Below are 21,035 nucleotides of genomic sequence, written 5' to 3'. Positions count from 1 at the left end.
TGTCAGCTACTCCTATTTACATAAATGTAAGTAACAACCGGAGGCATCCCCTTGACCCCGACTGACCTCACCATCACGCCCCGCGACCGACGCTTTGCACGCGATCGCCGGGCCGCGCGACATTGGCTGAACGGCGATCCGATCGCCACGGCTTTCTTCAATGCCCTGTCGATCACCTTCCCGCGCGGCGAGGCCTATTTCATAGAAAGCGTCCGTGCCTTTCGCGATGGCGTGCCGGACAAGCTGGCCGGTGAGATTGCGGCCTTCATTAAACAGGAAGTCGTCCACAGCCGCGAACATCTCGCCTTCAACCGGCAGGTGACGGATCATGGCTATGATGTATCGCGCCTCGACGCCGATGTGACAATGGTGCTGGATCTTGCGAAACAGCGTCCACCGATCGCCAGTCTGGCTGCGACCATGGCGCTGGAACATTTCACCGCCATCCTCGCGCATGAACTGCTCAGCGACCCGCGCCATCTGGATGGGGCTGACCCCGAAATCGCCGCGCTGTGGCGCTGGCACGCGATCGAGGAGATCGAGCATAAGGGCGTCGCCCATGACACATGGGTCCACGCCACCCGAGACTGGAGCCGCTTCAAACGCTGGTGGGTGAAGAGCGCCATGATGCTGGTCGTGACGAAGCATTTTCTCCACCACCGCGCGCGGGGCATGATGGATCTGTTGCAGCAGGATGGCGTGACCGGTCGGCGCGCATGGGGCGGGCTGCTCCATTATGCGCTGGTGCGGCCGGGCATATTGCGCCGGGTGGCCCGACCATGGTTCGGCTATTTCCTGCCCGGCTTCCATCCCTGGGCCGTAGACGATCGCGCCCTGATCGCGCTGGCCGATACGCTCTATGCCGCTGCGCGCATGGGTGGCCCGCTGCCGTCCGCCGCTTGACCAAAGCCCCGGAGCGGCCTTTAATCGCTCCATGTCCCAGGCACCCACGCTCGAAACCATTCGCCTCATCCTCCGCCCGCACCGGGTGGAGGATTATGCCGCCTGCAAGGCGCTATGGGCCGATGCCGATGTGGTGCGCCATATCGGCGGCCAGTCGCAGGACGCACAGGCGGTATGGTTCCGCCTGCTGCGCTATGCCGGCATGTGGTCGATGCTGGGCTATGGCATGTGGGTGATAGAGGAGCGCGACAGCGGCGCCTTTCTGGGCGAAGCTGGCCTGCTCAGCGCCGAGCGCGGCATCGCGGAACTGGAAGGCGTGCCGGAAGCCGGCTGGGTGCTGGGCCCCAATGCCTGGGGCAGGGGCATCGCCACCGAAGCGATGCACGCCATCCTCGAATGGGCCGACGCGCATCTCGACAGCCCCTCGGTCCGTTGCATCATCGATCCCGGTAATGAAGCATCGATCAAGGTCGCCGAGAAACTGGGCTTCCACGCGCTGGTCGACACCGATTATGGCGGCAAGCCAACGCGGGTCTTCGACCGTCCGACGCGCTGACGTTGCCCTTTGTGGTCGGATATTTATCGCGCCGTACCGGGCGCGGCGAGCAGGCCACATAAATTTACCCAATCTTCCATTTCCTGCAATCGTGTTCGATTCCATTGCATTTGCGAAAAGCCCGCCCAAAGCCCAAATAGGCTTGGATGCTGCAACGCAGCAAATATCCCCAATCGAGGCTTTGTCATGTTTTCCCTGCTGTCGCTCTATTTCGCCTATCGTCGTGATGTCGTCTCTGCCGAGCGCTATATCGCTGCGCTCAACAGGGCTGATTCACCGGTCGCTGACGACGTGACCCCGGTTCCGGCCGAAGAGCAACTGCCGCTGGCGGCATAAGCCTTCTGAAGTCGGCTAGGCCAGCCGACGGCTCGCAGAACGCGGGAAAAAGAACGCTTTGCAAAAAGGGCGGCTGTCCTTTCGGAAGCCGCCCATTGCATGACTATTGTTTCGACCGGTCCGATCAGGCCGCCAGGAACATATCCGGGTCCAGCGCCATCAGCGCATCGGCGCCGCCCTCGATCTTGCGGCGCAGCGATCCGGCATCGGGCATGACCCGTTCGGCAAAGAAGCGCGCCGTCACCAGTTTGGCTTCCAGATATTTGGCGTCCCCTTCACCCGCCGCGATCAGCGTGGTGGCGGCCTTGGCCATGCGCAGCCACATCAGGCCCGTCGCCACGATACCCAATATGTGCATATAGTGATGCGCGCCGGCCCCGGCATGTTCGGGGTTCTTCATGGCATTCTGCATCAGCCACATGGTCGCCGCACCCAACTGCCCGCTGGCCTTTTCCAGCGCTTCGGCGATCGGCGCCAGCTTTTCGTCCGTCTTGGCGGTGGCAACTTCCTCGCCCACCATCTTCAGGAAGGACTGGAGCGCCCGGCCGCCGTTCATCGGCAGCTTGCGTCCCACCAGATCCATCGCCTGCACGCCATTCGTGCCTTCGTAAATCTGGGCGATGCGCGCGTCGCGGACATACTGCTCCACGCCATTTTCCCAGATATAGCCATGGCCGCCGAACACCTGCTGGCAGGCGACCGCCACGTCGAAGCCGCGATCGGTGCCATAGCCCTTGACCACCGGGGTCAGTAACTGGAGCATATCGTCCGCCGCCTGACGCTCTTCTTCGGTCGCGGCATGATGCGACAGGTCGACCTGCAACGCCGTCCACAGGATCAGCGCGCGCAGCCCTTCGGTCATCGCCTTGGCTTCCATCAGCATGCGGCGCACATCGGGATGGACGAACAGCGTGTCGGCCTTCTCGTTCGGTTCCTTCGGCCCGGTCAGCGCGCGGCCCTGACGGCGATCCTTCGCATAGTGAACGGCGTTCTGGAACGCGATCTCCGCCTGGCCCAGCCCCTGAAGGCCCACGCCCAGCCGCGCCGCGTTCATCATGATGAACATCGCGGCCAGACCCTTATTCTCCTCGCCCACGATCCAGCCGGTCGCGCCGTCATAGTTCATGACGCAGGTGGCGTTGCCGTGAATGCCCATCTTATGCTCGATCGAGCCGCAGGACACCGCATTGCGGTCGCCCGGCACGCCGTCATCGCCCACGAAGAATTTCGGCACCACGAACAGGGAGATGCCCTTGCTGCCTTCCGGCGCATCCGGCGTCTTGGCCAGGACGAGGTGGATGATATTCTCGGCCAGATCATGTTCGCCCGCCGAAATGAAGATCTTCGTGCCGGTGATGCTGAAGCTGCCATCGGCCTGCGGCACGGCCTTGGTCTTGATGAGGCCAAGGTCGGTGCCGCAATGCGGTTCCGTCAGGTTCATCGTGCCGGTCCATTCGCCCGACACCATCTTGGGGATGTAGCGTTGTTGCAGTTCGGCGCTGCCCTTGGCGATCAGCGCCGCGACCGCGCCGGCGGTCAGTCCATGATACATTTCGAACGCCTGGTTGGCCGACAGCACATATTCGTCCACCGCCGTCGCCAGCACGCTCGGCAGGCCCTGTCCGCCAAATTCGGCCGGGCCGTGAATGGTGGTCCAGCCGCCCGCGACAAACTGGTCGAACGCGGCCTTGAAGCCGGTGGGCGTGGTCACGCTGCCGTCCGGGTGGCGGGTGCAGCCTTCCTTGTCGCCCACCGCGTTCAGGGGGAACAGTATTTCGGCCGCCATCTTGCCGCCTTCGGTCAGGATCGCCTCGACCAGATCGGGCGTGGCATTTTCGAAACCGGGCAGGTTGGCATAGCGATCCAGCCCGACGATATGGTCCAGTACGAAACGGGTGTCGCGAACGGGGGCGGCATAGCTGGGCATGATCTTCTCCTGATTATTCTTTGAATTTCCCCGATCGGGGGAGGGGGATTATTGTTGTTCGATGGCTGAGACGAAGCTGGCCAGCTCGGCGATGGCGGCGTCGATATCGTCCTTCTGCCGGGTCAGCAGGTCGATCCGCGCCTTGCACTTGTCCACGGTGACGCGGCGCTGCGCCTCATGTGCCTCGTCGGCGTCGTAGAGGTCGATCATCTCGCGAATCTCGGTCAGGCTGAAGCCGACCCGCTTGCCGCGCAAAATCCAGGCGAGCCGAGCGCGGTCGCGCCGCGAATAGATGCGGGCCAGCCCCTGCCGCTCGGGCGAGATCAACCCTTCATCCTCATAAAAGCGCAGCGCCCGTGCGGTAACGCCGAACTCCTCGGACAGGTCGGTAATGCTATAGCTCTGCCGTTCGCTATGGTCGGGCAGTTCGATTCCGGCGATGCTGCTGCGCGTGTTCATGCGAAGAGGTGTAATTAAGCCTTACGTTTACGTCAAGGTCAGTAAGAAGCGACTTGGACCTTTTGTCTGGGTGACAGGGCGGCCCGCCGCCGCTACGTCAGCGGCATGATGGGGGCGATTAGACAGTCTGAAGGTGCACGGGGCCTGCTGGCCGCGCTGGCGCTGCTCGTCCTGGCCATCCAGTTGATCGCGCCGTCCGGCTTCATGCCGGTCCGTACCGAACGGGGCGTCGTGGTGACGCTCTGTACCGGCACCGGGCCGGTCAATGTCGTGGTGCCGCGCGGGCATGCGCCGGAAAAGGGCGGTCATCCCTCCGACGATGGCATGGCCGGGCAGCAGCATTGCCCCTTCGCCGCGTCGGTGCAGCCGGTCGTGCCGCCGCTGATCGCGGCCGACCTGCCGCTTGCCGCCTGGACATTGACCTTCGGCGCGATCGCCTTCGCGCTCAAGACCGGCCTGATCGCGCGCCTTGCCGCGCCGCCCCCGCCTTCATCGGGACCGCCCGCCACTTTCTGAAAAGCAAAAACCTCCGGTCGTGCTGCGCTTGTTGAAACAAGGGCGCGACCCTCTGCATATTTTTCAGAAAGTTACCCGATCCATGCGTCTCACCCATGCCGCGCGCAGCCTGCCGCTGTGCGCCCTTGTCTTCACCTTGTCCGCCACATCCGCCTTTGCCGAAGAGGCGGATCAAAGCGCGATCATCGTCACTGCCAGTCCGATCGTGGAGGAAGCCGCCGCCCGCGTGCAGCGCACCCCCGGCGGTGTCGATGTCGTCGCCGCGCAGGAATTTGAGAATAAACTGGCCGTATCGCTGCGCGACGCGCTGGCCTTCTCGCCCGGCGTCTACACCCAGCCGCGTTTCGGGCAGGAGGTGCGGATTTCGATCCGCGGGTCCGGCCTGTCGCGCGGCTATCATATGCGCGGCCTGACCCTGATGCAGGACGGCATCCCGATCAACGCGGCGGACGATAATGGCGACTTCCAGGAACTCGACCCGCAGGTCTTCCAGCATATCGAAGTGTATCGGGGCGGCAATGCGTTGCGCTATGGCGGGTCGACGCTGGGCGGCGCGATCAACGCCGTCACGCCGACCGGACGCAGCGCGCCGGGGGCGGAAGCCCGCATCGACGGCGGCAGTTTCGGTACGTTGCGGGGCAAGATCGCCTATGGCTATGCCGATGATCGGGGCGACGCCTATGCCGCGCTGACCGCCGACACGTCCGACAGCGACCGCGCCCATGGCGATCGCAAGGCGCTGCGCTTCAACGGCAATGTCGGGCTGAAGCTCAGCGAAGCGGTCGAAACCCGTTTCTATGCCAGCACCCAGACGATCCGCCAGCATCTGGCCGGGGCGCTGAGCGAGAAGGACGTGCTGACCAATCCCGCCAAGGGCAACAGCGTTGGCGATCAGGCGCGAAACATCGATTCGATCCGGCTTCAGAACCGCACCAGCATCGATCTGGGCAATGGCACCGCCGCCTTCGGCCTGTTCTACAATGCCAAACATCTGGTCCATCCCATCTATCAACTGATCGACCAGACATCCGGCAATGGCGGCCTGTTCGCCAGCCTCGACCTGGCGGGCCATCTGGGTGCGATGCCGGTCGAACTCAGCCTGGGCAGTCAGGCGCGGTTCGGCCGCACCGTCGCCCGCCAATATGTGAATGTGAATGGCAAGGCCGGCGCCCTGACCGCCGATGCGGTGCAAAAGGCGCAGACGATCAACAGCTATGGCGAAGCCCGCATCGCGCCGGTCGCCAATGTCTGGCTGATTGCGGGCGGCCTCTACACCCATGGTGAGCGCAAGATCGAAAACCGCCTTGCCGCCGCTCGCAGCGGTGACGCCAGTTTCGATGCCTTCGCGCCCAAATTCGGCCTGCTCTATCAGCCGGGCGAAACGATCCAGTTCTACGCCAATTACAGCCGATCGGTGGAATTGCCGGGCCTGACCGAACTGGCCCAGACGCCGACTGGCGGCGTGCCCGGCTTCACCCCGGTCGACCCGCAAAGGGCATGGACGGCGGAAATCGGCACGCGCGGCCGGGCAGGTATCATCGGCTGGGACATCAGCCTCTATCGCGCGGATATCCGGGGCGAGATGCTGCAATATAGTGTCGTCGCCGGCACCATCCCCGCCGCCACCTTCAACGCGGATCATACCCGCCATCAGGGGCTGGAAGCCGGGCTCGACCTGACCCTGACGCGCTGGGCCACGCTGCGACAGGTCTATAGCTACAGCGACTTCCGCTTCCGCCATGACAGCCAGTTCGGCAACAACCGGCTGCCCGTGGTGCCGCGCCACTTCTATCGCACGGAACTGAAGCTGGGCAGCGATGCGCTCAGCATCACCCCCGCCGTGGAATGGACGCCGCAGGGTGCGTGGATCGACTATGCCAACAGCAAGCGGGTGGGGGGCTATGCGCTGCTCAATCTGGGCGCGCAGGCGCAGGTTCGGGATGGCGTCACCCTGTTCCTCGACGCCCGGAACCTGACGCAGCAGCGTGCGGTCGGTGACATCAGCGCGCTGGTCCAATATGCCGCCGACAATCCGGCCACCGCTGCCGATGAAGGCGGCGTCACCTTCTATCCCATCGAACGGCGCGCCTTCTACGCTGGCGTGCGGGCGCGTTTCTGATGGCGCAGGGCCTCTATCGCGCCATTTGGCGCTGGCATTTCCATGCCGGGCTGATCGTCCTGCCCGTGCTGGCGCTGATGGCGGTGACCGGCGCGCTCTATCTCTACAAGCCGGAGATCGAGGCGCTGGTCTATCCGGTGCATGTGCAACAGCAAGATGGACAGTCACTGCTGTCGCCTTCACATATCATTTCGATAGTGGAACGATATGCCGGATCGAAGCCAACCCAGTTGCTAAGGCCGGCCTCAGACACGGAAAGCTGGCGCGTCACGACCCGCGCCGCCGATGGGCAAACAATAGTCTACTTCGTTGATGCTTTCGACGGTCGCATCCTTGGGCAAATGCGCAATGGCGGGCTGATGCAGTTGGTGCGCGACCTCCATAGTCTGGCGTTGACCGGTCCGGTCGGCAATCGGCTGGTGGAGGTGGTCGCGGGCTGGGCGATCCTGCTTTGCCTGACCGGCCTCTATCTGCGCTGGCCCCGGCGCGGTCGGCCCGCGCTGGCGGTCCGGGGACGGCCCAGCGGGCGGCTTTTCTGGCGCGACCTGCATGGCACGCTGGGCTTTGCCTCGGCGCTGGTGATCCTGTTTCTGGCCGTGACGGGCATGCCCTGGACTGACGTTTGGGGTGGAGAGTTGCGCGCCGTCATCGCCGCCAATGGGGCGGGCCGTCCGCCGATGAAGGTCAATCCCTGGGCCCCGGCGGCAAAGCAGGCGCTGCCCTGGACCCTGCGCGAAGGCGGCGCGACCGCCGGGGCCTCCGGCGATATCGGCGTCGATGCGGTCGTCCGCATCGCGGCCCGGCGCGGCCTCTCTTCGGGCTATCAGCTCTTCCTGCCCGCCAGCCCCGGCGCGCCCTATCTGGTCAGCGCGATCGCGACCCGTGCCGACGCTGCCCGCGCAATCACCATCGCCGCCGCCGACGGCGCGGTGGTGCAGGATGCGGACTGGCGGCAATTCGGCATCGGCGCGAAGGCGGTGGAATGGGGCGTCGCCACCCATATGGGCCAGCAATATGGCGAAGCCAATCGACTGCTGATGCTGGCGGGATGCCTGTGCCTGCTGGCGCTCTGCCTCACCGCGCCGCTCCTCTGGTGGAAACGCGGCCTGGGCGCCCCGCCGCCAGCGCAGCCCGGCGCCTTGCGCATGGTGGCGGGCATGATGCTGGCGCTGGGCCTGCTCTTCCCGTTGACGGGCCTCAGCATGGTCGCGGCGCTCACTGGGGAGTGGCTGGTGGGGCGGATCAGGCGGGCCTGGTTTATTTTCGGGCCGGGAAGGACTATGGGCGGCGCATGATCCGTCTTTCCGGCCTGAAACTGCCCCTCGACCATCCGGCCGATGCGATGCCCGTCGCCATTTGCGAACGCCTTGGCATCGCACCGCAGGAACTGCGCGGCCACAGCCTCGTCCGGCGCGGCAATGATGCGCGCCGCCGCAGTGCGATCCAGCTTGTCTACACGCTTGATGTCGACCTGACCGACGAAGAAGCCGTGCTGGCGCGCTTCGCCAAGGACCATGATGTCCGGCCGACACCCGACACCAGCTATAAATTCGTCACCCATGCGCCGCAGGGCAGCAGCGCCAGGCGGCCGGTGGTGATCGGCGCGGGCCCGTGCGGCCTGTTCGCGGGGCTTCTTCTGGCCCAGATGGGGTTCCGGCCGATCATCCTCGATCGGGGGAAGGTGGTGCGGGAACGCACGAAGGACACATGGGGCCTGTGGCGCCGGGCCGAACTCAATCCCGATTCCAACGTCCAGTTCGGCGAAGGCGGGGCGGGCACCTTCTCCGACGGCAAGCTCTATTGCCGGGTGAAAGACCCCCGTTTCCTGGGCCGCAAGGTGCTGGAGGAGTTCGTCGCCGCCGGTGCGCCCGACGACATCCTCTGGGAAGCGCATCCCCATATCGGCACCTTCCGGCTCGTTTCCATGGTGGAATCGATGCGCAAGCAGATCGAGGCGCTGGGCGGCGAATATCGCTGGCAGCATCGCGTCGACGATTTGGTGCTGGAAAAGCAGGGCGATGGCACGCGGCAGTTGCGCGGCCTTGTCCTTCAGGATGGCAGCGTGATCGAGACGGACCATGTCGTGCTGGCCGTCGGCCATAGCGCGCGCCCGACCTTCGAAATGCTGCATCGCCAGGGCGTGCATATGGAGGCCAAGCCCTTTTCCATCGGCGTGCGGATCGAGCATCCGCAAAGCTGGATCGACCGCGCCCGCTACGGCCATTGCGCCGGCCATCCCGATCTGGGCGCGGCCGCCTATAGCCTGGCGCATCATTGCGCCAACGGCCGCACCGTCTACAGCTTCTGCATGTGTCCGGGCGGCCGTGTCGTGGCCGCGACCTCGGAAGAGGGGCGCGTCGTCACCAACGGCATGAGCCAGTATAGCCGCGCTGAATTCAACGCCAATTCAGGGCTGGTCGTGGCCATCGATCCGGAACGCGACTATCCCGGCGGGCCGCTGGCCGGGATCGACTTCCAGCGCCATTGGGAAAGCCTGGCCTATGTGGCGGGTGGCTCCTCCTACTGGGCGCCGGGGCAGACGGTGGGCGATTTCCTGGCGGGTCGCCCCTCGACCGCGCTCGGATCGGTCACGCCTTCCTACAAGCCCGGCGTGACGCCGACCGACCTGTCGCAATGCCTGCCCGGTTTCGTGATCGACGCCTTCCGGGAGGCGCTGCCGGTCTTCGGCCGCCAGTTGGCCAATTATGATCATCCCGATGCGGTGATGACCGGCGTGGAAACCCGCACCTCCTCGCCCCTGCGCATCACGCGGGGCAAGGATTTCCAGAGCCTCAACGTCGCTGGCCTTTATCCGGCAGGCGAGGGGGCGGGCTATGCCGGCGGCATCCTGTCCGCCGCGATCGATGGCATCAAGGTGGCGGAGGCTGCCGCGCTCGCCATGGTGTAGGGCCTTTTTGGAGACGCGCCTCTGGCGCATCCGCATCAGCCCACACCCCCGCCCGACCGCCCAGACATGGTATCCTGATGGGCGGTCGGGCGGGGGTGTGGGCTGGTGCGGCTACAAAAATGCGCTCTTTCGCGCATTTTTCAAACAGACTCTCAGGCGATGAAGATGTCGCTGGCCGTCAGGTGCGGCAGGCCGGTGAACATTGCCACCAGCGTCTGGCTGGCGCCGCCCGCGCCGTCGCTGTCATAATAGAGGCTGCCGCTGCCCTCGTCATAGATGAAGTGCTGCGCCGCATTGGTCGCCGCGATTCCCGCGACGAAGGCGCTGGCGGGGATGGCATGGTTGGCGGGCAGGGTGGACAGGCCGGCAAAGCTATCGGCGACAAAGAAGAGCCAGTCGGTGCCCGGTGCGAAATCGGTGATGACGTCGCGATCGGCTGCGCTGCCCAGCGTATCGAACCAGAACATATCGGCGCCCGCGCCGCCGGTCAGCCTGTCGGCGCCACCCCCGCCGATCAGCATGTCCATGCCCGCGCCGCCGCTCAGAATGTCCTTCCCGCCCAGACCCTGCAACCGGTTGTCGCCGACATTGCCGACCAATATGTCGTCGGCATCGGTTCCGGTGCCCGCAATGTCCGCCGATCCGGTCAGTTGCAGCCGCTCGACATTTTCGAACAGGCCCGCGCTGACGCTGGAGTAGAGAATATCCAGGCCTTCGCCGGCATTTTCATAGATCAGCGTGCTGTAATCGTCGGTGTCGATATAATAATAGTCATTGCCTGCGCCGCCATAGAGTTCGTCCCGACCGCCCATGCCATAGAGGCGATCGTCGCCATCGCCACCCAGTAATAGGTCATTGCCGGTCGTGCCGATCAGAATGTCATTCCCGTCTGCGCCGTCGAGATAGTTGCTGCCCGTTATCCCGCCCAGCCGGTCATTGCCCGCCGTCCCGGTCAGGCGCAGGCCTTCGAAGCCGGAAAAGCTGCTGCCCAGAAGCTGCAACGCGCCCTCCGCCGTCGGCGTCAGCGTGACCGCAGTCAGCGCCGACAGGTCAAGCCAGAGAGTGTCCTGCCCGACGCCGCCATTCAGCGTCAGGATCGCCCCACGGGCCAGTGCATCGCCATCCACGTGGATGATGTCGACACCATCGCTCAGCGTCACGATCAGCCGCTCGATCGACGTCAGGGTGACGCCATTATAGAAGCTCAGATTGCCATCAAACCCGCCCGCGCCATTGGATGTGAGCGCGCTTTCAAAGTGGCGCACCGTGCCGCTCATGTTGATTCTGGCCGTGTCGATGCCGCTGCCGCCGTCAATCTCCACCGCCCCCGGGCGGCGCAGGATGAACTGGTCCGCGCCGGCGCCGGCCTTCACATAGCCCGCGTTCGCATCGGTCAGGGTGATGGTGTCCGCGCCCGACCCCAGGCTGGCGTCGATACGCTCGATATTCATGGCGCTGGTTCCGCCAGCCATATCCGCCATGCCGGTTTTGCCGTTGACTGTCAGGGACGTTGCGTCCGTCGTGCCGCCCAGACGGATGATCCAGTTGTCATAGCCACTGCCGCCATTGATCACATTGCGTCCGCCGCTGGTGATGATGGTGTCGTCGCCTGCACCAGTGTTTACCCGGCTGGTTCCGGCGCTCAGCAGCACGCGATCATGCCCCGCGCCGGTGGTGATGCGGTGGTTGCCATTGCCCAGCGTCAGGTTGAAATCTTCGAACGCGGTGAAGCGGCCGCCGAAGCTGCTCGTCGCAAGGCCGGTCGCATCGACCGTGAAGGTCACGTCGCCGATCGGCGCGAGAGCGAGCGTAAGCTGGTCCCGGCCGCCACCGGCATCGATGACGAGGGATATGCCGACCATGGCGATCTCGGCGCGGAAGGAGAGATAGTCGTCGCCCCTGCCCAGCAAGACGTCCAGCGCCTCGACGCGGGAGAAGGAGACGCTGTCGTTCGATACTCGCGACCGGATAGCCCCGGTCAGCCCGCTGGCGTCCAGCCGCATCGTGGATGCATTTTGATAGTTATAGGCTTGAAAGGCGGTGTAATCGACGATCAGCCGGTCAGACCCATTGCCGCCATTGACGCTGTCCTGGCCGGAAAGGGGGTGGAAGATGTCGTCGTTGCCGGTTCCGGTCAGGCGATCATTGCCCGTCGTGCCCGTGATAATCGCCATCTGCCCCGCCCGTGAACATAAACCCCGTCAAAGGGTTATGACGCTTTTAACAGGCGATCAAGGACAAGCCTGCGGGGCGGGGGAAAATATAGCAGAGGGAAAGTTTTGGATGCCCGACAAGGATTATAACGCATTTTCGCCGTCCTTCGTCATCCGTCGCATTTCTGCCGATCATCCCTTTTCGTTCTCCGTGACCATTCCGTGAACATTCGTTGACCTTCGCTAACAGCCGTGCAAAAACGAGGGAACATATGAGGGAACCGAAATGGGCAAGCTCACCGTCGTTTCTGCGCGCAGCGCGAAGGCTGGCCGCCATGCAGATGGCGCGGGTCTGTATTTGTTAGTCAAGCCGACCGGGGCCAAATCGTGGTTGCTGCGGGTTCAGGTTGGCGGTGAACGTCGAGACATCGGGCTGGGAGGCTTCTCCGACCTTACATTGGCGGAAGCGCGCGAAGCGGCGGCGCGGCTCCGCAAGGTAGCGCGTACCGGGGGCGACCCCATTAAGGAACGCGACAAAGACCGCAGGCCAGTGCCTCCTTTCCGCAAGGCGGCGGACGAATGTCATGCGGAACTGAGCAAAGGTTGGACGGACAAATATGCTGCGGCCTTCCTCGCCTCCCTCAAGGAACATGCTGTTCCGTCGCTGGGGAATATCCGCGTCGACCATATCGAGGCGTCCACCATCCGCGATGCCCTCGCGCCGATCTGGATCGAGAAGCCGGTGATTGCCCGCAAGGTCCGCCAGCGGATCGGCACGGTGTTGAATTTCGCCAAGTCGAAAGGCTGGCGCGCTACGGAGGCGCCGACCCGCTCTGTCTCGGTCGGCTTATCACGCCAACCAAAGGGCAAGAACTTCGCCGCGATGCCTTATGTGGAGGTGCCGGGCTTCTTTACCGACACGCAGGGCAAGGTGGAGACGGTGGGGCGCATGGCGCTGCTCTTCACGATCGCAACCGCCGCCCGGTCGGGCGAGGTAAGGACCGCCCTATGGAGCCATATCGACTTGGAGGCGAAGGTCTGGCGGCGGCCGGCGGAATTGATGAAGTCGCGCGAAGCGCATGAGGTCACGCTAAGCCCGGTGGCGATCGAGATATTGGAGCGGGCGGCACCGCTGCGGGCAACTGGAGCGGATTGCCTGATCTTCCCCGGCACACGCGGCAAGCCAATCTCGGATATGACGCTGACAAAGGTCATGCGTGATGCTGGCAAGGCTTATACCGTCCATGGTTTCCGCTCTTCCTTCCGTGACTGGGCGGCGGAGAAAATGCCATCGATCCCCGATCCTGTTGCAGAGGCGGCATTGGCACATGCGGTGCCTGACAAGGTGGTGGCCGCCTATAAGCGAACAGCTTTCATGCAGATGCGGCGCGAGCTGCTCGATGCTTGGGGCCGATATGCAGTTGGCGAATCTAACGTTGTGAAATTGAAGGAGGTCGGATGATGGCGGCCGGATATCCGAATAGAGAAGCCGCGCATGCCGCATTAGATGAATTGTTGAATGACCTCGAAGTCGCTGGTTGCTTTGGTACGGAAGCAACTGATGCTCAACATTTCCATGCTGCTTTAGAAGCCGTTCAATTCGCAGCAAGTTTGATAGGGCGTAAAGCACTGCGCGCCGCGTGTGGCATCCCGCCAGATCCAAATGATCGCGACCAAGTGTTGAAATCCATTCAGCGACAGATGGCAATCGCAGCTCAGTTCTTCAATGGGTTGGAAGGTGCTGATCACGATCTAATAGGGCAAGTGTCACAGGAAGCGTTCTTTGTCCGCCGAGGTGACAAACCTCGGTTGTTCGCCGAGATCGGAGGGCGAAGCAAAGCCGTGCGCGTGGCTGTCGAGAAGTTGCAGGCTTTGAAATGGGACGCCTATTTGGAAGGCATAGGACTATCTGCGGCATCACGGCATGGTGCGATAGCTGATGCTTACGGACAGGAGTGGGACACTATTTCAAGATGGGGTGCGCAGGCTATCTCGCTGTTGGACGGCGCTGCCATGAGCATCAAGGAGGCGAAAGAGGACGGCGAGTTGGTTCGGGATGCCGTCCCCGACACAGGAGATAGAGTTTTGCCCCTACAGCCGACACCTGGCGATAGTTGGAGGCAAGGGTTGGCATCTGCGGGACGACGCTATGTAGAAGCGTTGCGCTCCAAAGCCGGATGAAAATCGCTAATTCCATCCGGAGCAATTAGCGCTCGATGCTCCGGATGGTTTCGGGGAAATAGTTCCTTGGATTCGCTCGTTAAATTCGCACACTTTTCCTGTCGCCCGCCAGCCTTCGCGCTGGCTTTTATGGAGCGACACGAATGTCAATCGAGCCAATCGCAGTTCCGCCCAAAGACGCTTTCGCTGCACTCGGCGTAGGCGTCACCAAGGGCTATGAGCTTATCAACGCCGGTGAACTGATCGCGTTCAAGGTCGGCCGGGCCACCCGCATCACCACTGCGAGTCTCAAAGACTACGTAGCCAAGCGCGTTGCGGAGGCTGCGGCCTAATGCCGGTCGCCACGGCCCGGCGCGCCGAAAGCGCCGATAAACGAAAGGGCCGCCCCGGCAAGAGCGGCCACTTCCAAATTCATCACATCAGCGGGCTTGAGGATAAAGGCAATGACTGGCGCGCGCAACTCCTGTCGCTCCGTCACCATGTTTCGCCGAGCATCAGCGGCCTGATCTTTGCTCTCCATTTCGGGGAGGCGCGCGATGCCTGACAGCATCACCATCACCAAAGCGCCGATTGGTGGCCGCTATGTCGTCACCTTTGAACCGCGCTCAATCTCTTGGCCTAGCCTGGAGTTTAGGGCGCACGGTGAAGCGATGCGCTGTGCTGAGGCGCGTCGGCAGGTCCACGGCTGGCCGATCGAGGACAAGACGGGGGAGGGCCGCACCAATGGCTAAGTCCATTCCCCCCTTCATCGACCATAGCGCCGCCGCGTTGGCGCTGCTCAACCGGGGCGAACGGCAGAGTAGAAAGGCTGGATCGTTCCTAGGGCAATGTGTGGTCGACCCCACGCCCCTGACGCCCGCTCAATCCGACTGGCTCGCCACGCTGCTGGATCGGGCCGGGCTTCCTCCTGTCGCGGAGGTTTCCAATGGCTAACAATTATCCGCACCATCCTGGCGCCTATCCGATCGATACCGCGCTGGCTGCGGCCGACGCCATCGCGCCCGCTGTGTCCTATCTGCAAAAGCTGATCCTTGGCGTGCTGCGCGACGTCGCCACTTATGGCGCTACCGGCGATGAGATTGCCGAGCGCCTTGGCTGGGAGCGTTTCCGGGTCCGCCCGCGCACCAGCGAACTGCGTGTGATGCGCAAGATTGTGGACAGTGGCCGGCGTCGCAAGAGCCAGTCGGGTATCGCCTCTATCGTCTGGGTTCTGGCTGAACATGCCCAGAATGGCGGTGCCGCATGAGTGCCGTGATCCTCGATCGCCGCCATTGGCGCGCCGCCCAGCAGCGTCGCCATCTTCGCAATGAGACAGGGCGGAAGCAGGCAAAGCCGCTGCACCTGACGCTGGATGACATCGCTGGCCCTGCCTTCGATCCATCGGGAGGTGCGGCATGATATCCACATTTTCCTACCATGATCACAATCGGCATCACGGTCGCCAGATGACAGATACCGATTTCAATGACGTGCTGGCCCGCGTCCGCTCCGAAAACCCTCTGCCGGGCATCGTCGGCAAGTCGGTGAAGCTGACTCGCGCCGGGAACGAGCTGAAAGGCTGCTGCCCGTTCCATGCGGATCGCAGCCCCAGCTTCACCATCTTCGCCGGGGGCGAGCGGTTCCACTGCTTCGGCTGCGGCGCGAATGGCGATGTGCTGGACTATGTGATGCGCGCGGAAGGCGTGACTCTGATGGAAGCGCTGGGCATGCTCAATTCGGGCCTGATCCCTATCGTGGCCGCCCCGGTGATGCAGAAGCGCGATGACGACGATCGGAGCGCGGAAGCCTTGGCGATCTGGAAGGCGGCTGAACCTGCGACCGGGACGCCTGCGGAAGCCTATCTGCGCACGCGGGGCCTGCATCTTCCGATCCCGCCCAGCATCCGCTTCGCCCATCTCCGTTATGGCAAGCGGGACGAGGTGTACCCGACGCTGATCGCGGCTGTATCCTCCGTGTCGGGCCGGATCGAGGGTATCCAGCGGACCTATCTCAATCCGGCCGGGACCGGGAAAGCGCCAGTTCCGAAGGCTAAGCTGAGCCTTGGCCGTGTGGCGGGGGGAGCGATCCGTCTGGCCGATATCGCGCCGGTGCTGATCGTCTGTGAAGGGCTGGAGGATGGCCTGACGCTCTCGCAGGAAATTGGCCGTCCCGTTTGGGTCGCGGCGGGTGCGAGCATGCTGCCGTCGATGCAATTTCCCGCGGCTGTTCGCTCGGTCGCGATCGGCGGCGACAATGACGAGGCGGGGCGATCCGCCGCGCAGAAGGCGGCCAACGCCTTCCGCTCTCGCGGGCTGGAGACGCGGACTTTCTTCCCTGTCACCGCCAAGGATTTCAATGCTGAATTGATGGAGGCGCGCAAGTGAGCGTCGCAAGCATGAAAGAGCGCTTTGACAGCGCCGAAGCCACGTCGCCCTTCGGCATCCCGGATATGGACGTTCTGCGCGGGGGCAGGCGTCAGGCCGTGCCGATGCCTGCCGATCTGTTCGGGGACGCATGGCAGCTTGTCAGCGATGTGGCGGAAGGAACGGGCGCGCCGGTAGATTATGCGGCGGTCGGGTTCATATCGGCATGTGCCAGCCTGATCGGTGGCAAGCGGCGGGTGCGTCCTTATGCGGAAACGCCATGGTCGGAGCCTTGCATCATCTGGGCTGGCGCGGTGGGTGATCCATCATCGAAGAAATCGCCTGTTCTGGACGCTATCACGGGGCCGATGCGGGTCATTGAAGCCGACCACGCATTTGATCATCAGACCCGGATGCTGGCCTATTTTGCCGACTGCGAGCGAGCGAAGGTCGAAAAGCAGACATGGCAGAAGAATGTCGAGGCCGCGCATAAGGACGGCATGGGCACGCCATCCATGCCGCTGGCGGCGGTCGAGCCGGAAGAGCCGCAGCGTCGGCGCACCATGATCATGGATGCCACGCCCGAAGCGGTGGGCGCTATTCTTGCGGGCAACCCCGCAGGCACCATGCATTTCCGTGACGAACTGGCGGGCTGGCTCACCAGCTTTGAACGCTATTCGCCAGGTGGCCGTGAATTTTGGCTGGAGGCATATGGTGGGCGTCCGTTCGTCATCGATCGCAAAGGCGCTAAGGCGGCGCTGCGGATATCGTTCAACGGGGTGTCGGTGCTGGGCGGGATCCAGCCGGCGAAGATGGCGGATGCGCTGCTTGGGGCGGTTGATGATGGCCTAGTGGCCCGCTTCCTGTGGGCATGGCCTGATCCGGTTCCGTTTCGTCGGCCTCGGCAACTGGCAGATATCGGCCAGCTTGAAGCGATCTATCGGCGGCTGGACGGTTTGCAGTGGGGGCGCGACGAAGCGGGCAACCAAACTTCGATCACGATCCCACTGGCCCCGGAAGCGTCCGACCTATTCTATGAATGGGGCCGGTCGAATAGCGAGGGCATTGAGGATGCTGGGGCGCTCTATAAATCCTTCTGCGGCAAGCTGGATGGGGCCGTTCTGCGTCTCGCCTTGGTGTCGGAACTGACGGCCTGGGCTATTCGGGGCGGGCCTGAGCCTGAAACCGTCAGCGCCCGTTCTGTCGGTGCGGCGGCGGAATGGGTGGATGAATACGCCAAGCCCATGGCGCTGCGGGTCTATGGCGACGCCTCTCTACCGCTGGTCGAGCGCAACGCCGCCGTGCTGGCGCGCTATATCCTCAAATTGAGGATGGACCGCGTGAACAAGCGCGACCTCAAGCGCTCGCCCCACAAGAGCCATCTGCCGACCATGCGCACGGCCCAACCGCTGGACGATGCCGTGGCCTATCTCTGCGATGCCGGATGGCTGGTCGAGATTGGCGGGCGTGGTGGCGATTTCACTGGCCGCAGTCGCGGCGATTATCTGGTCAACCCTGCTGTGTTCGGAGGCAACTGATGGGACGATGGCTTGAGCGTGCGAAGGCACTCGAAACGAAAGCGGATACCGGGGACGTTAGGGACAATAGGGACGATAGGGCTGATCAGGGTAGTTTTGTCCCTAATGTCCCTAACGTCCCGGCCCTCTCTCCTCGCGATCTGCTGCTTTCATGGCAGGATGGGGTGGCATCCCTTGATCTTGAACGCCCCCTTGGCGGCTATCCGCGCGATCGATGGAAACGGGTCATCCGCGACTGCGACCGGCTGCTGAACGAGTTTGGCAAGGGCGCGGCGATGATGGGCTGGACGACGGAAGACCTGTTCGGCTTCCCTGCTGGTGGTGCTGCCAGTGACGGACTGGGCGGCCTCATCTGGCGTCTGGATGGTGGGCGCGTGGTGTTTATGGATGATGTGGGCGCTGCCTATCGCTGGCCATTCTCGGACCAGACCAGCCGCTTCGCGCGGGGCTATATCGGGGGAATGGTCGGGCAGCGGGTGCCGGTGTGGGAGTTGGGCGAATGAGCTTTGATCCAGACCGGGGCAAGGTGGGGTTCGCGCGCGATCTGTTCCGGCTCCGGTTTCGGAAGTTGAAGCTGAGCCAGCGCGCTTTTGCTGCGCGCTATGGCCTGGGCTTTCCTGCCATCCGTGATCTGGAGCAGGGCGTGACGAAGCCGACGCCCGCCATGCGGTTGATCGTGGCGGCCATTGAGCGCGACCCGAACGGGATGGCAGAGGCGGCGCGGGATGCGCAGGCAAAGGTCGAGAACGGCTAACTTGGGTGGAAAGCTGACAGGCAACTATCGTTTGAAAATCTGGCTTTCGAACTCATTTAGAAACTTGCCCGCCGCAATTTCTTCGCCACTCCGATAAGCTGCGTGAGACTGATCGAGAATGGCATGAAGTTCCTGTCTTTTTTGCTCCGACCGCGCTTCTGGATAAGCGATCGCAATTCCTTCGTGTAGCTGCTCAAAGGCTCGGCCCAGCGTCATTTGCTGGTCATCGGGCAAGAAATCACGATAAGGAAAGCGGTCAGGAGCATAACCTAAGACATAGGCGATGTGGTCCCAAAGATCGTCAACGGTGTGCATTACAAACATACGATGCTCAATCTCTGATAATAGCTTCGAACGTCTGCTTTCGAAGAATCGCGTAGATGTAGCAAGAGGCCACAAATGGTCGTTCAGCGTCGATCGAACGCAACCGTCTCGATTGCCGCGAAGGGAGGTTTGACGACGGCTTCATACCAATCAGCCCGGAAGCCGGGCAGTGCTGATAAATGTGCGATTAGGATATCCCATCCCTTCACTTCCTCGTGGAACGTCCATACGCGACCTGCAATATCCACATCGCAGCAGATCAGGTCGGTGACAATCTCATCCCGTTTGGAGAAGATGACCGCATCAATGTCAGGCAGTTGTAGCTGAGCGAGGGTGGCAGGGGTGATGGTCATCGTGACATGCTGCCTCGCTCAACGAACGTCCGCAATCAGGAAATTGTAGGGCGTTTTCGAGCGGCAAAAAATGGTCGTTCGTTGCCTGATCACCTGCTTGCTTCAATGCGCTTCCGATAAAGAGCGTCCGGTCCTTTTGCGGCCTCCAGCCTAATGCGGCGATGAAGCACACCCCCAACGAGCGGGAGACCAACCAATACGATCCCTACGAGAGCTTCTGCGATGCCCGGCTTCCAACCAGCCAGCACGGCACATCCATACACCAGCGCAAAGAAGGTAAACCAAGTGAAGGCGGCTATGTCGGTGAGAAGCATAGGCTTGCGCCCTTGGTAACGCATGTGTGCGAAACGCCAGAATGCCGCCTTCATATTTCCTCACGCTGATTAGCGACGGTATATGTGTCTGCTTCTGGGTAGCGCTGCAAGCGGTATAAACGGCAATAAATGGTCGTTTCGCGCCGGGCATTTCTTCGAAAAGCCAGATAGCCGACGCGGTCGGACTGCATGCTCACATGTCCAGTCCGGATGTGTCCAATTCGCGACGCATTTTCTCGGAAAAATCAATGATCTGCTGCTTATCAAAGCCGCAGTATGTGATGAGTGATTTTTCCGGTATATTTTGCGCCAAGGCTGCCCCACACTTAATCAAATATCGCAGTTCATCCGGTGTAATCTCAATCTGCATACAGCCCCCTTTACAACGACGATCTGAGTTAGCGGCCCAATTCCATGTCCGCTACCCGGGATAGTGAATTATGGATAGAGCGGCGATGTTTGGTCGCTTGCGCCCGGTCCGCTCTACAGCCGGAACCCTTAGAGACGACTTGCGGGCGGCGGCAAGGGCCGATGACCGGTAGAAACCGGACGCATCGCGCGCGCGCGCGAGGGGATGCCCCGGCCTTTGATAAACAATCAATGGATATCAAAGGGCCGCCCGCAAAATAGGGATGCGATACGGATCGGTGCCGCCTGCTGTGACGCCGATTTCAAAAGTAGCAAAAAGTAGTAAACGCGGTGCCGGGGATCGGCTTTTATGCGACGCCGCAAACGAGCGTGCGACCTGTAAAGTGCAGGCGGTTTAGAGGCGAGATAGGTTTAAAAAACGAGGCGATAACCACGGTGGTGGCGCCCCACCTCCTTGAAGAATCACGCTGGCCTTCGTAAATTGGCGCCGTTCGCGAGGACGCCCCTCGCGGATGGCCTCTACCCAAGGTGGACGGCCTTTGTTCAACTCAAGGAGGAGCAAAGTGCGCAAAATTCCCGCGAAAGCCTATTATGAGCGCCGGGCGAGGGCTGAAATCCGAAAAGCCAACATGACCAACGATGCTGCATCCAAGCGCGTTCACCTCGCGCTGGCGGCGAGCTACTGGAACCATCTCAAAAAGCTGGAGGAGGCTAAAGAGCCAGAGGTTGCCTGATATGTAGGTCCGACACCTTGCCCCGCCGTCGCCTGACTGGCGGGGTTATCGTGAGCCGACGCAGGCGCAGCGCCGTGATCGCGTAAACGAAAAAGGCCTGCCCGTTATGCGAGCAGGCCAGTTTTCGAAGGCTACAAGCCTCCGGGTCGCCGGCGGACGATTATCGGTTTTTGACTGAGTCGCCTTGCACAGATCAGACAAAATTCTTGCGCTGGACAGTATGAGTCATGTCCTGCTTGCACCGATGGC

General features: G+C 62.6%; 27 protein-coding genes. 20 read left to right on the top strand and 7 right to left on the bottom strand.

Annotated elements, in window-relative coordinates; translation table 11 throughout:
- Window positions 1–51 precede the first annotated feature (51 nt).
- The 3 genes from BMX92_RS00415 to BMX92_RS27230 all read left to right on the top strand — a co-directional run bounded on the left by BMX92_RS00415 (window position 52) and on the right by BMX92_RS27230 (window position 1,795).
- On the top strand, window positions 52–903 hold the full coding sequence (locus BMX92_RS00415) for a metal-dependent hydrolase (RefSeq protein WP_093010383.1): 852 nt from the start codon (window positions 52–54) through the stop codon (window positions 901–903).
- A 31-nt stretch (window positions 904–934) separates the two neighbouring features.
- A complete protein-coding gene (locus tag BMX92_RS00410; RefSeq protein WP_093011214.1) occupies window positions 935–1,459 on the top strand; it encodes a GNAT family N-acetyltransferase in 525 nt (174 codons plus the stop codon).
- Between the two features lie 186 nt (window positions 1,460–1,645).
- Entirely contained in the window at window positions 1,646–1,795 is a 150-nt protein-coding gene (locus tag BMX92_RS27230) for a hypothetical protein (RefSeq protein WP_177184889.1), read from the top strand.
- 124 nt (window positions 1,796–1,919) lie between these two features.
- Here BMX92_RS27230 and BMX92_RS00405 read toward each other — a convergent pair whose 3' ends face one another.
- Together BMX92_RS00405 and BMX92_RS00400 are read right to left on the bottom strand one after the other, a co-directional pair.
- The gene (locus BMX92_RS00405; RefSeq protein WP_093010381.1) at window positions 1,920–3,722 is read right to left on the bottom strand and encodes an acyl-CoA dehydrogenase C-terminal domain-containing protein; all 1,803 of its coding nucleotides are present in this window, start codon (window positions 3,720–3,722) and stop codon (window positions 1,920–1,922) included.
- 48 nt (window positions 3,723–3,770) lie between these two features.
- Window positions 3,771–4,181 carry a MerR family transcriptional regulator gene (locus BMX92_RS00400; protein ID WP_093010379.1) on the bottom strand — a complete coding sequence of 137 codons (411 nt, stop codon included), beginning with the start codon at window positions 4,179–4,181 and terminating at the stop codon, window positions 3,771–3,773.
- A 105-nt stretch (window positions 4,182–4,286) separates the two neighbouring features.
- Between BMX92_RS00400 and BMX92_RS00395 the strand changes: the two genes are divergently transcribed.
- The 4 genes from BMX92_RS00395 (at window position 4,287) to BMX92_RS00380 (ending at window position 9,724) form a co-directional block, all read left to right on the top strand.
- Complete coding sequence (locus BMX92_RS00395; RefSeq protein WP_093010377.1) at window positions 4,287–4,697, top strand: DUF2946 family protein; 411 nt, start codon at window positions 4,287–4,289, stop codon at window positions 4,695–4,697.
- Between the two features lie 82 nt (window positions 4,698–4,779).
- Window positions 4,780–6,816, top strand: coding sequence for a TonB-dependent receptor family protein (locus BMX92_RS00390; RefSeq protein WP_093010375.1), 2,037 nt, complete (start codon window positions 4,780–4,782; stop codon window positions 6,814–6,816).
- Entirely contained in the window at window positions 6,816–8,111 is a 1,296-nt protein-coding gene (locus BMX92_RS00385) for a PepSY-associated TM helix domain-containing protein (RefSeq protein ID WP_093010373.1), read from the top strand. Before BMX92_RS00390 ends, BMX92_RS00385 begins: the two co-directional genes overlap by 1 nt.
- The gene (locus BMX92_RS00380; protein ID WP_093010371.1) at window positions 8,108–9,724 is read left to right on the top strand and encodes an NAD(P)/FAD-dependent oxidoreductase; all 1,617 of its coding nucleotides are present in this window, start codon (window positions 8,108–8,110) and stop codon (window positions 9,722–9,724) included. Before BMX92_RS00385 ends, BMX92_RS00380 begins: the two co-directional genes overlap by 4 nt.
- A gap of 152 nt (window positions 9,725–9,876) precedes the next feature.
- Here the strand turns inward: BMX92_RS00380 and BMX92_RS00375 are convergent, their stop codons facing one another.
- Window positions 9,877–11,898, bottom strand: a complete 2,022-nt coding sequence (locus tag BMX92_RS00375) for a calcium-binding protein (RefSeq protein WP_093010369.1) — start codon at window positions 11,896–11,898, stop codon at window positions 9,877–9,879.
- Between the two features lie 265 nt (window positions 11,899–12,163).
- Between BMX92_RS00375 and BMX92_RS00370 the strand changes: the two genes are divergently transcribed.
- The 12 genes from BMX92_RS00370 (at window position 12,164) to BMX92_RS00320 (ending at window position 18,692) form a co-directional block, all read left to right on the top strand.
- Window positions 12,164–13,339: a tyrosine-type recombinase/integrase gene (locus tag BMX92_RS00370; protein WP_093010367.1), complete on the top strand. Its 1,176-nt coding sequence runs from the start codon at window positions 12,164–12,166 to the stop codon at window positions 13,337–13,339.
- Window positions 13,336–14,058: a hypothetical protein gene (locus BMX92_RS00365; protein ID WP_143066692.1), complete on the top strand. Its 723-nt coding sequence runs from the start codon at window positions 13,336–13,338 to the stop codon at window positions 14,056–14,058. The genes BMX92_RS00370 and BMX92_RS00365 overlap by 4 nt, the downstream gene beginning before the upstream one ends.
- 143 nt (window positions 14,059–14,201) lie before the next feature.
- Window positions 14,202–14,390 (top strand): helix-turn-helix domain-containing protein, encoded by a 189-nt coding sequence (locus tag BMX92_RS00360; RefSeq protein WP_093010363.1) that lies wholly within the window; start codon window positions 14,202–14,204, stop codon window positions 14,388–14,390.
- Window positions 14,390–14,602, top strand: a complete 213-nt coding sequence (locus tag BMX92_RS00355; protein ID WP_093010361.1) for a hypothetical protein — start codon at window positions 14,390–14,392, stop codon at window positions 14,600–14,602. The genes BMX92_RS00360 and BMX92_RS00355 overlap by 1 nt, the downstream gene beginning before the upstream one ends.
- Window positions 14,595–14,789 carry a hypothetical protein gene (locus BMX92_RS00350; protein WP_093010359.1) on the top strand — a complete coding sequence of 65 codons (195 nt, stop codon included), beginning with the start codon at window positions 14,595–14,597 and terminating at the stop codon, window positions 14,787–14,789. Before BMX92_RS00355 ends, BMX92_RS00350 begins: the two co-directional genes overlap by 8 nt.
- Window positions 14,782–14,991, top strand: coding sequence for a hypothetical protein (locus BMX92_RS00345; RefSeq protein ID WP_093010357.1), 210 nt, complete (start codon window positions 14,782–14,784; stop codon window positions 14,989–14,991). Before BMX92_RS00350 ends, BMX92_RS00345 begins: the two co-directional genes overlap by 8 nt.
- On the top strand, window positions 14,984–15,304 hold the full coding sequence (locus BMX92_RS00340; RefSeq protein ID WP_093010355.1) for a hypothetical protein: 321 nt from the start codon (window positions 14,984–14,986) through the stop codon (window positions 15,302–15,304). The genes BMX92_RS00345 and BMX92_RS00340 overlap by 8 nt, the downstream gene beginning before the upstream one ends.
- Window positions 15,301–15,456, top strand: coding sequence for a hypothetical protein (locus BMX92_RS27225; RefSeq protein ID WP_177184888.1), 156 nt, complete (start codon window positions 15,301–15,303; stop codon window positions 15,454–15,456). The genes BMX92_RS00340 and BMX92_RS27225 overlap by 4 nt, the downstream gene beginning before the upstream one ends.
- Before the next feature lie 47 nt (window positions 15,457–15,503).
- Window positions 15,504–16,421, top strand: coding sequence for a DUF7146 domain-containing protein (locus BMX92_RS00335; RefSeq protein ID WP_093011211.1), 918 nt, complete (start codon window positions 15,504–15,506; stop codon window positions 16,419–16,421).
- A complete protein-coding gene (locus BMX92_RS00330; RefSeq protein WP_256213225.1) occupies window positions 16,418–17,938 on the top strand; it encodes a DUF3987 domain-containing protein in 1,521 nt (506 codons plus the stop codon). The genes BMX92_RS00335 and BMX92_RS00330 overlap by 4 nt, the downstream gene beginning before the upstream one ends.
- A gap of 164 nt (window positions 17,939–18,102) precedes the next feature.
- Window positions 18,103–18,441: a hypothetical protein gene (locus BMX92_RS00325; protein ID WP_093010350.1), complete on the top strand. Its 339-nt coding sequence runs from the start codon at window positions 18,103–18,105 to the stop codon at window positions 18,439–18,441.
- Window positions 18,438–18,692, top strand: a complete 255-nt coding sequence (locus tag BMX92_RS00320) for a helix-turn-helix domain-containing protein (protein ID WP_093010348.1) — start codon at window positions 18,438–18,440, stop codon at window positions 18,690–18,692. The genes BMX92_RS00325 and BMX92_RS00320 overlap by 4 nt, the downstream gene beginning before the upstream one ends.
- Before the next feature lie 24 nt (window positions 18,693–18,716).
- Here BMX92_RS00320 and BMX92_RS00315 read toward each other — a convergent pair whose 3' ends face one another.
- From BMX92_RS00315 to BMX92_RS27220, 4 genes are all read right to left on the bottom strand, one after another.
- The gene (locus BMX92_RS00315; protein WP_093010346.1) at window positions 18,717–19,016 is read right to left on the bottom strand and encodes a hypothetical protein; all 300 of its coding nucleotides are present in this window, start codon (window positions 19,014–19,016) and stop codon (window positions 18,717–18,719) included.
- Between the two features lie 83 nt (window positions 19,017–19,099).
- Window positions 19,100–19,369 carry a hypothetical protein gene (locus BMX92_RS00310; RefSeq protein WP_093010344.1) on the bottom strand — a complete coding sequence of 90 codons (270 nt, stop codon included), beginning with the start codon at window positions 19,367–19,369 and terminating at the stop codon, window positions 19,100–19,102.
- Window positions 19,370–19,458: 89 nt separating this feature from the next.
- Window positions 19,459–19,737, bottom strand: coding sequence for a hypothetical protein (locus BMX92_RS00305; protein ID WP_143066691.1), 279 nt, complete (start codon window positions 19,735–19,737; stop codon window positions 19,459–19,461).
- Window positions 19,738–19,876: 139 nt separating this feature from the next.
- Entirely contained in the window at window positions 19,877–20,053 is a 177-nt protein-coding gene (locus BMX92_RS27220; RefSeq protein WP_177184887.1) for a hypothetical protein, read from the bottom strand.
- Between the two features lie 562 nt (window positions 20,054–20,615).
- Between BMX92_RS27220 and BMX92_RS27215 the strand changes: the two genes are divergently transcribed.
- A complete protein-coding gene (locus BMX92_RS27215) occupies window positions 20,616–20,786 on the top strand; it encodes a hypothetical protein (RefSeq protein WP_177184886.1) in 171 nt (56 codons plus the stop codon).
- Window positions 20,787–21,035 lie beyond the last annotated feature (249 nt).

This window comes from Sphingobium sp. YR768, from assembly GCF_900111125.1.
Lineage (GTDB): Bacteria > Pseudomonadota > Alphaproteobacteria > Sphingomonadales > Sphingomonadaceae > Sphingobium.
The sequence above is the reverse complement of the archived record's forward strand: the minus strand, read 5'-3'. Positions and strand labels throughout refer to the sequence as shown.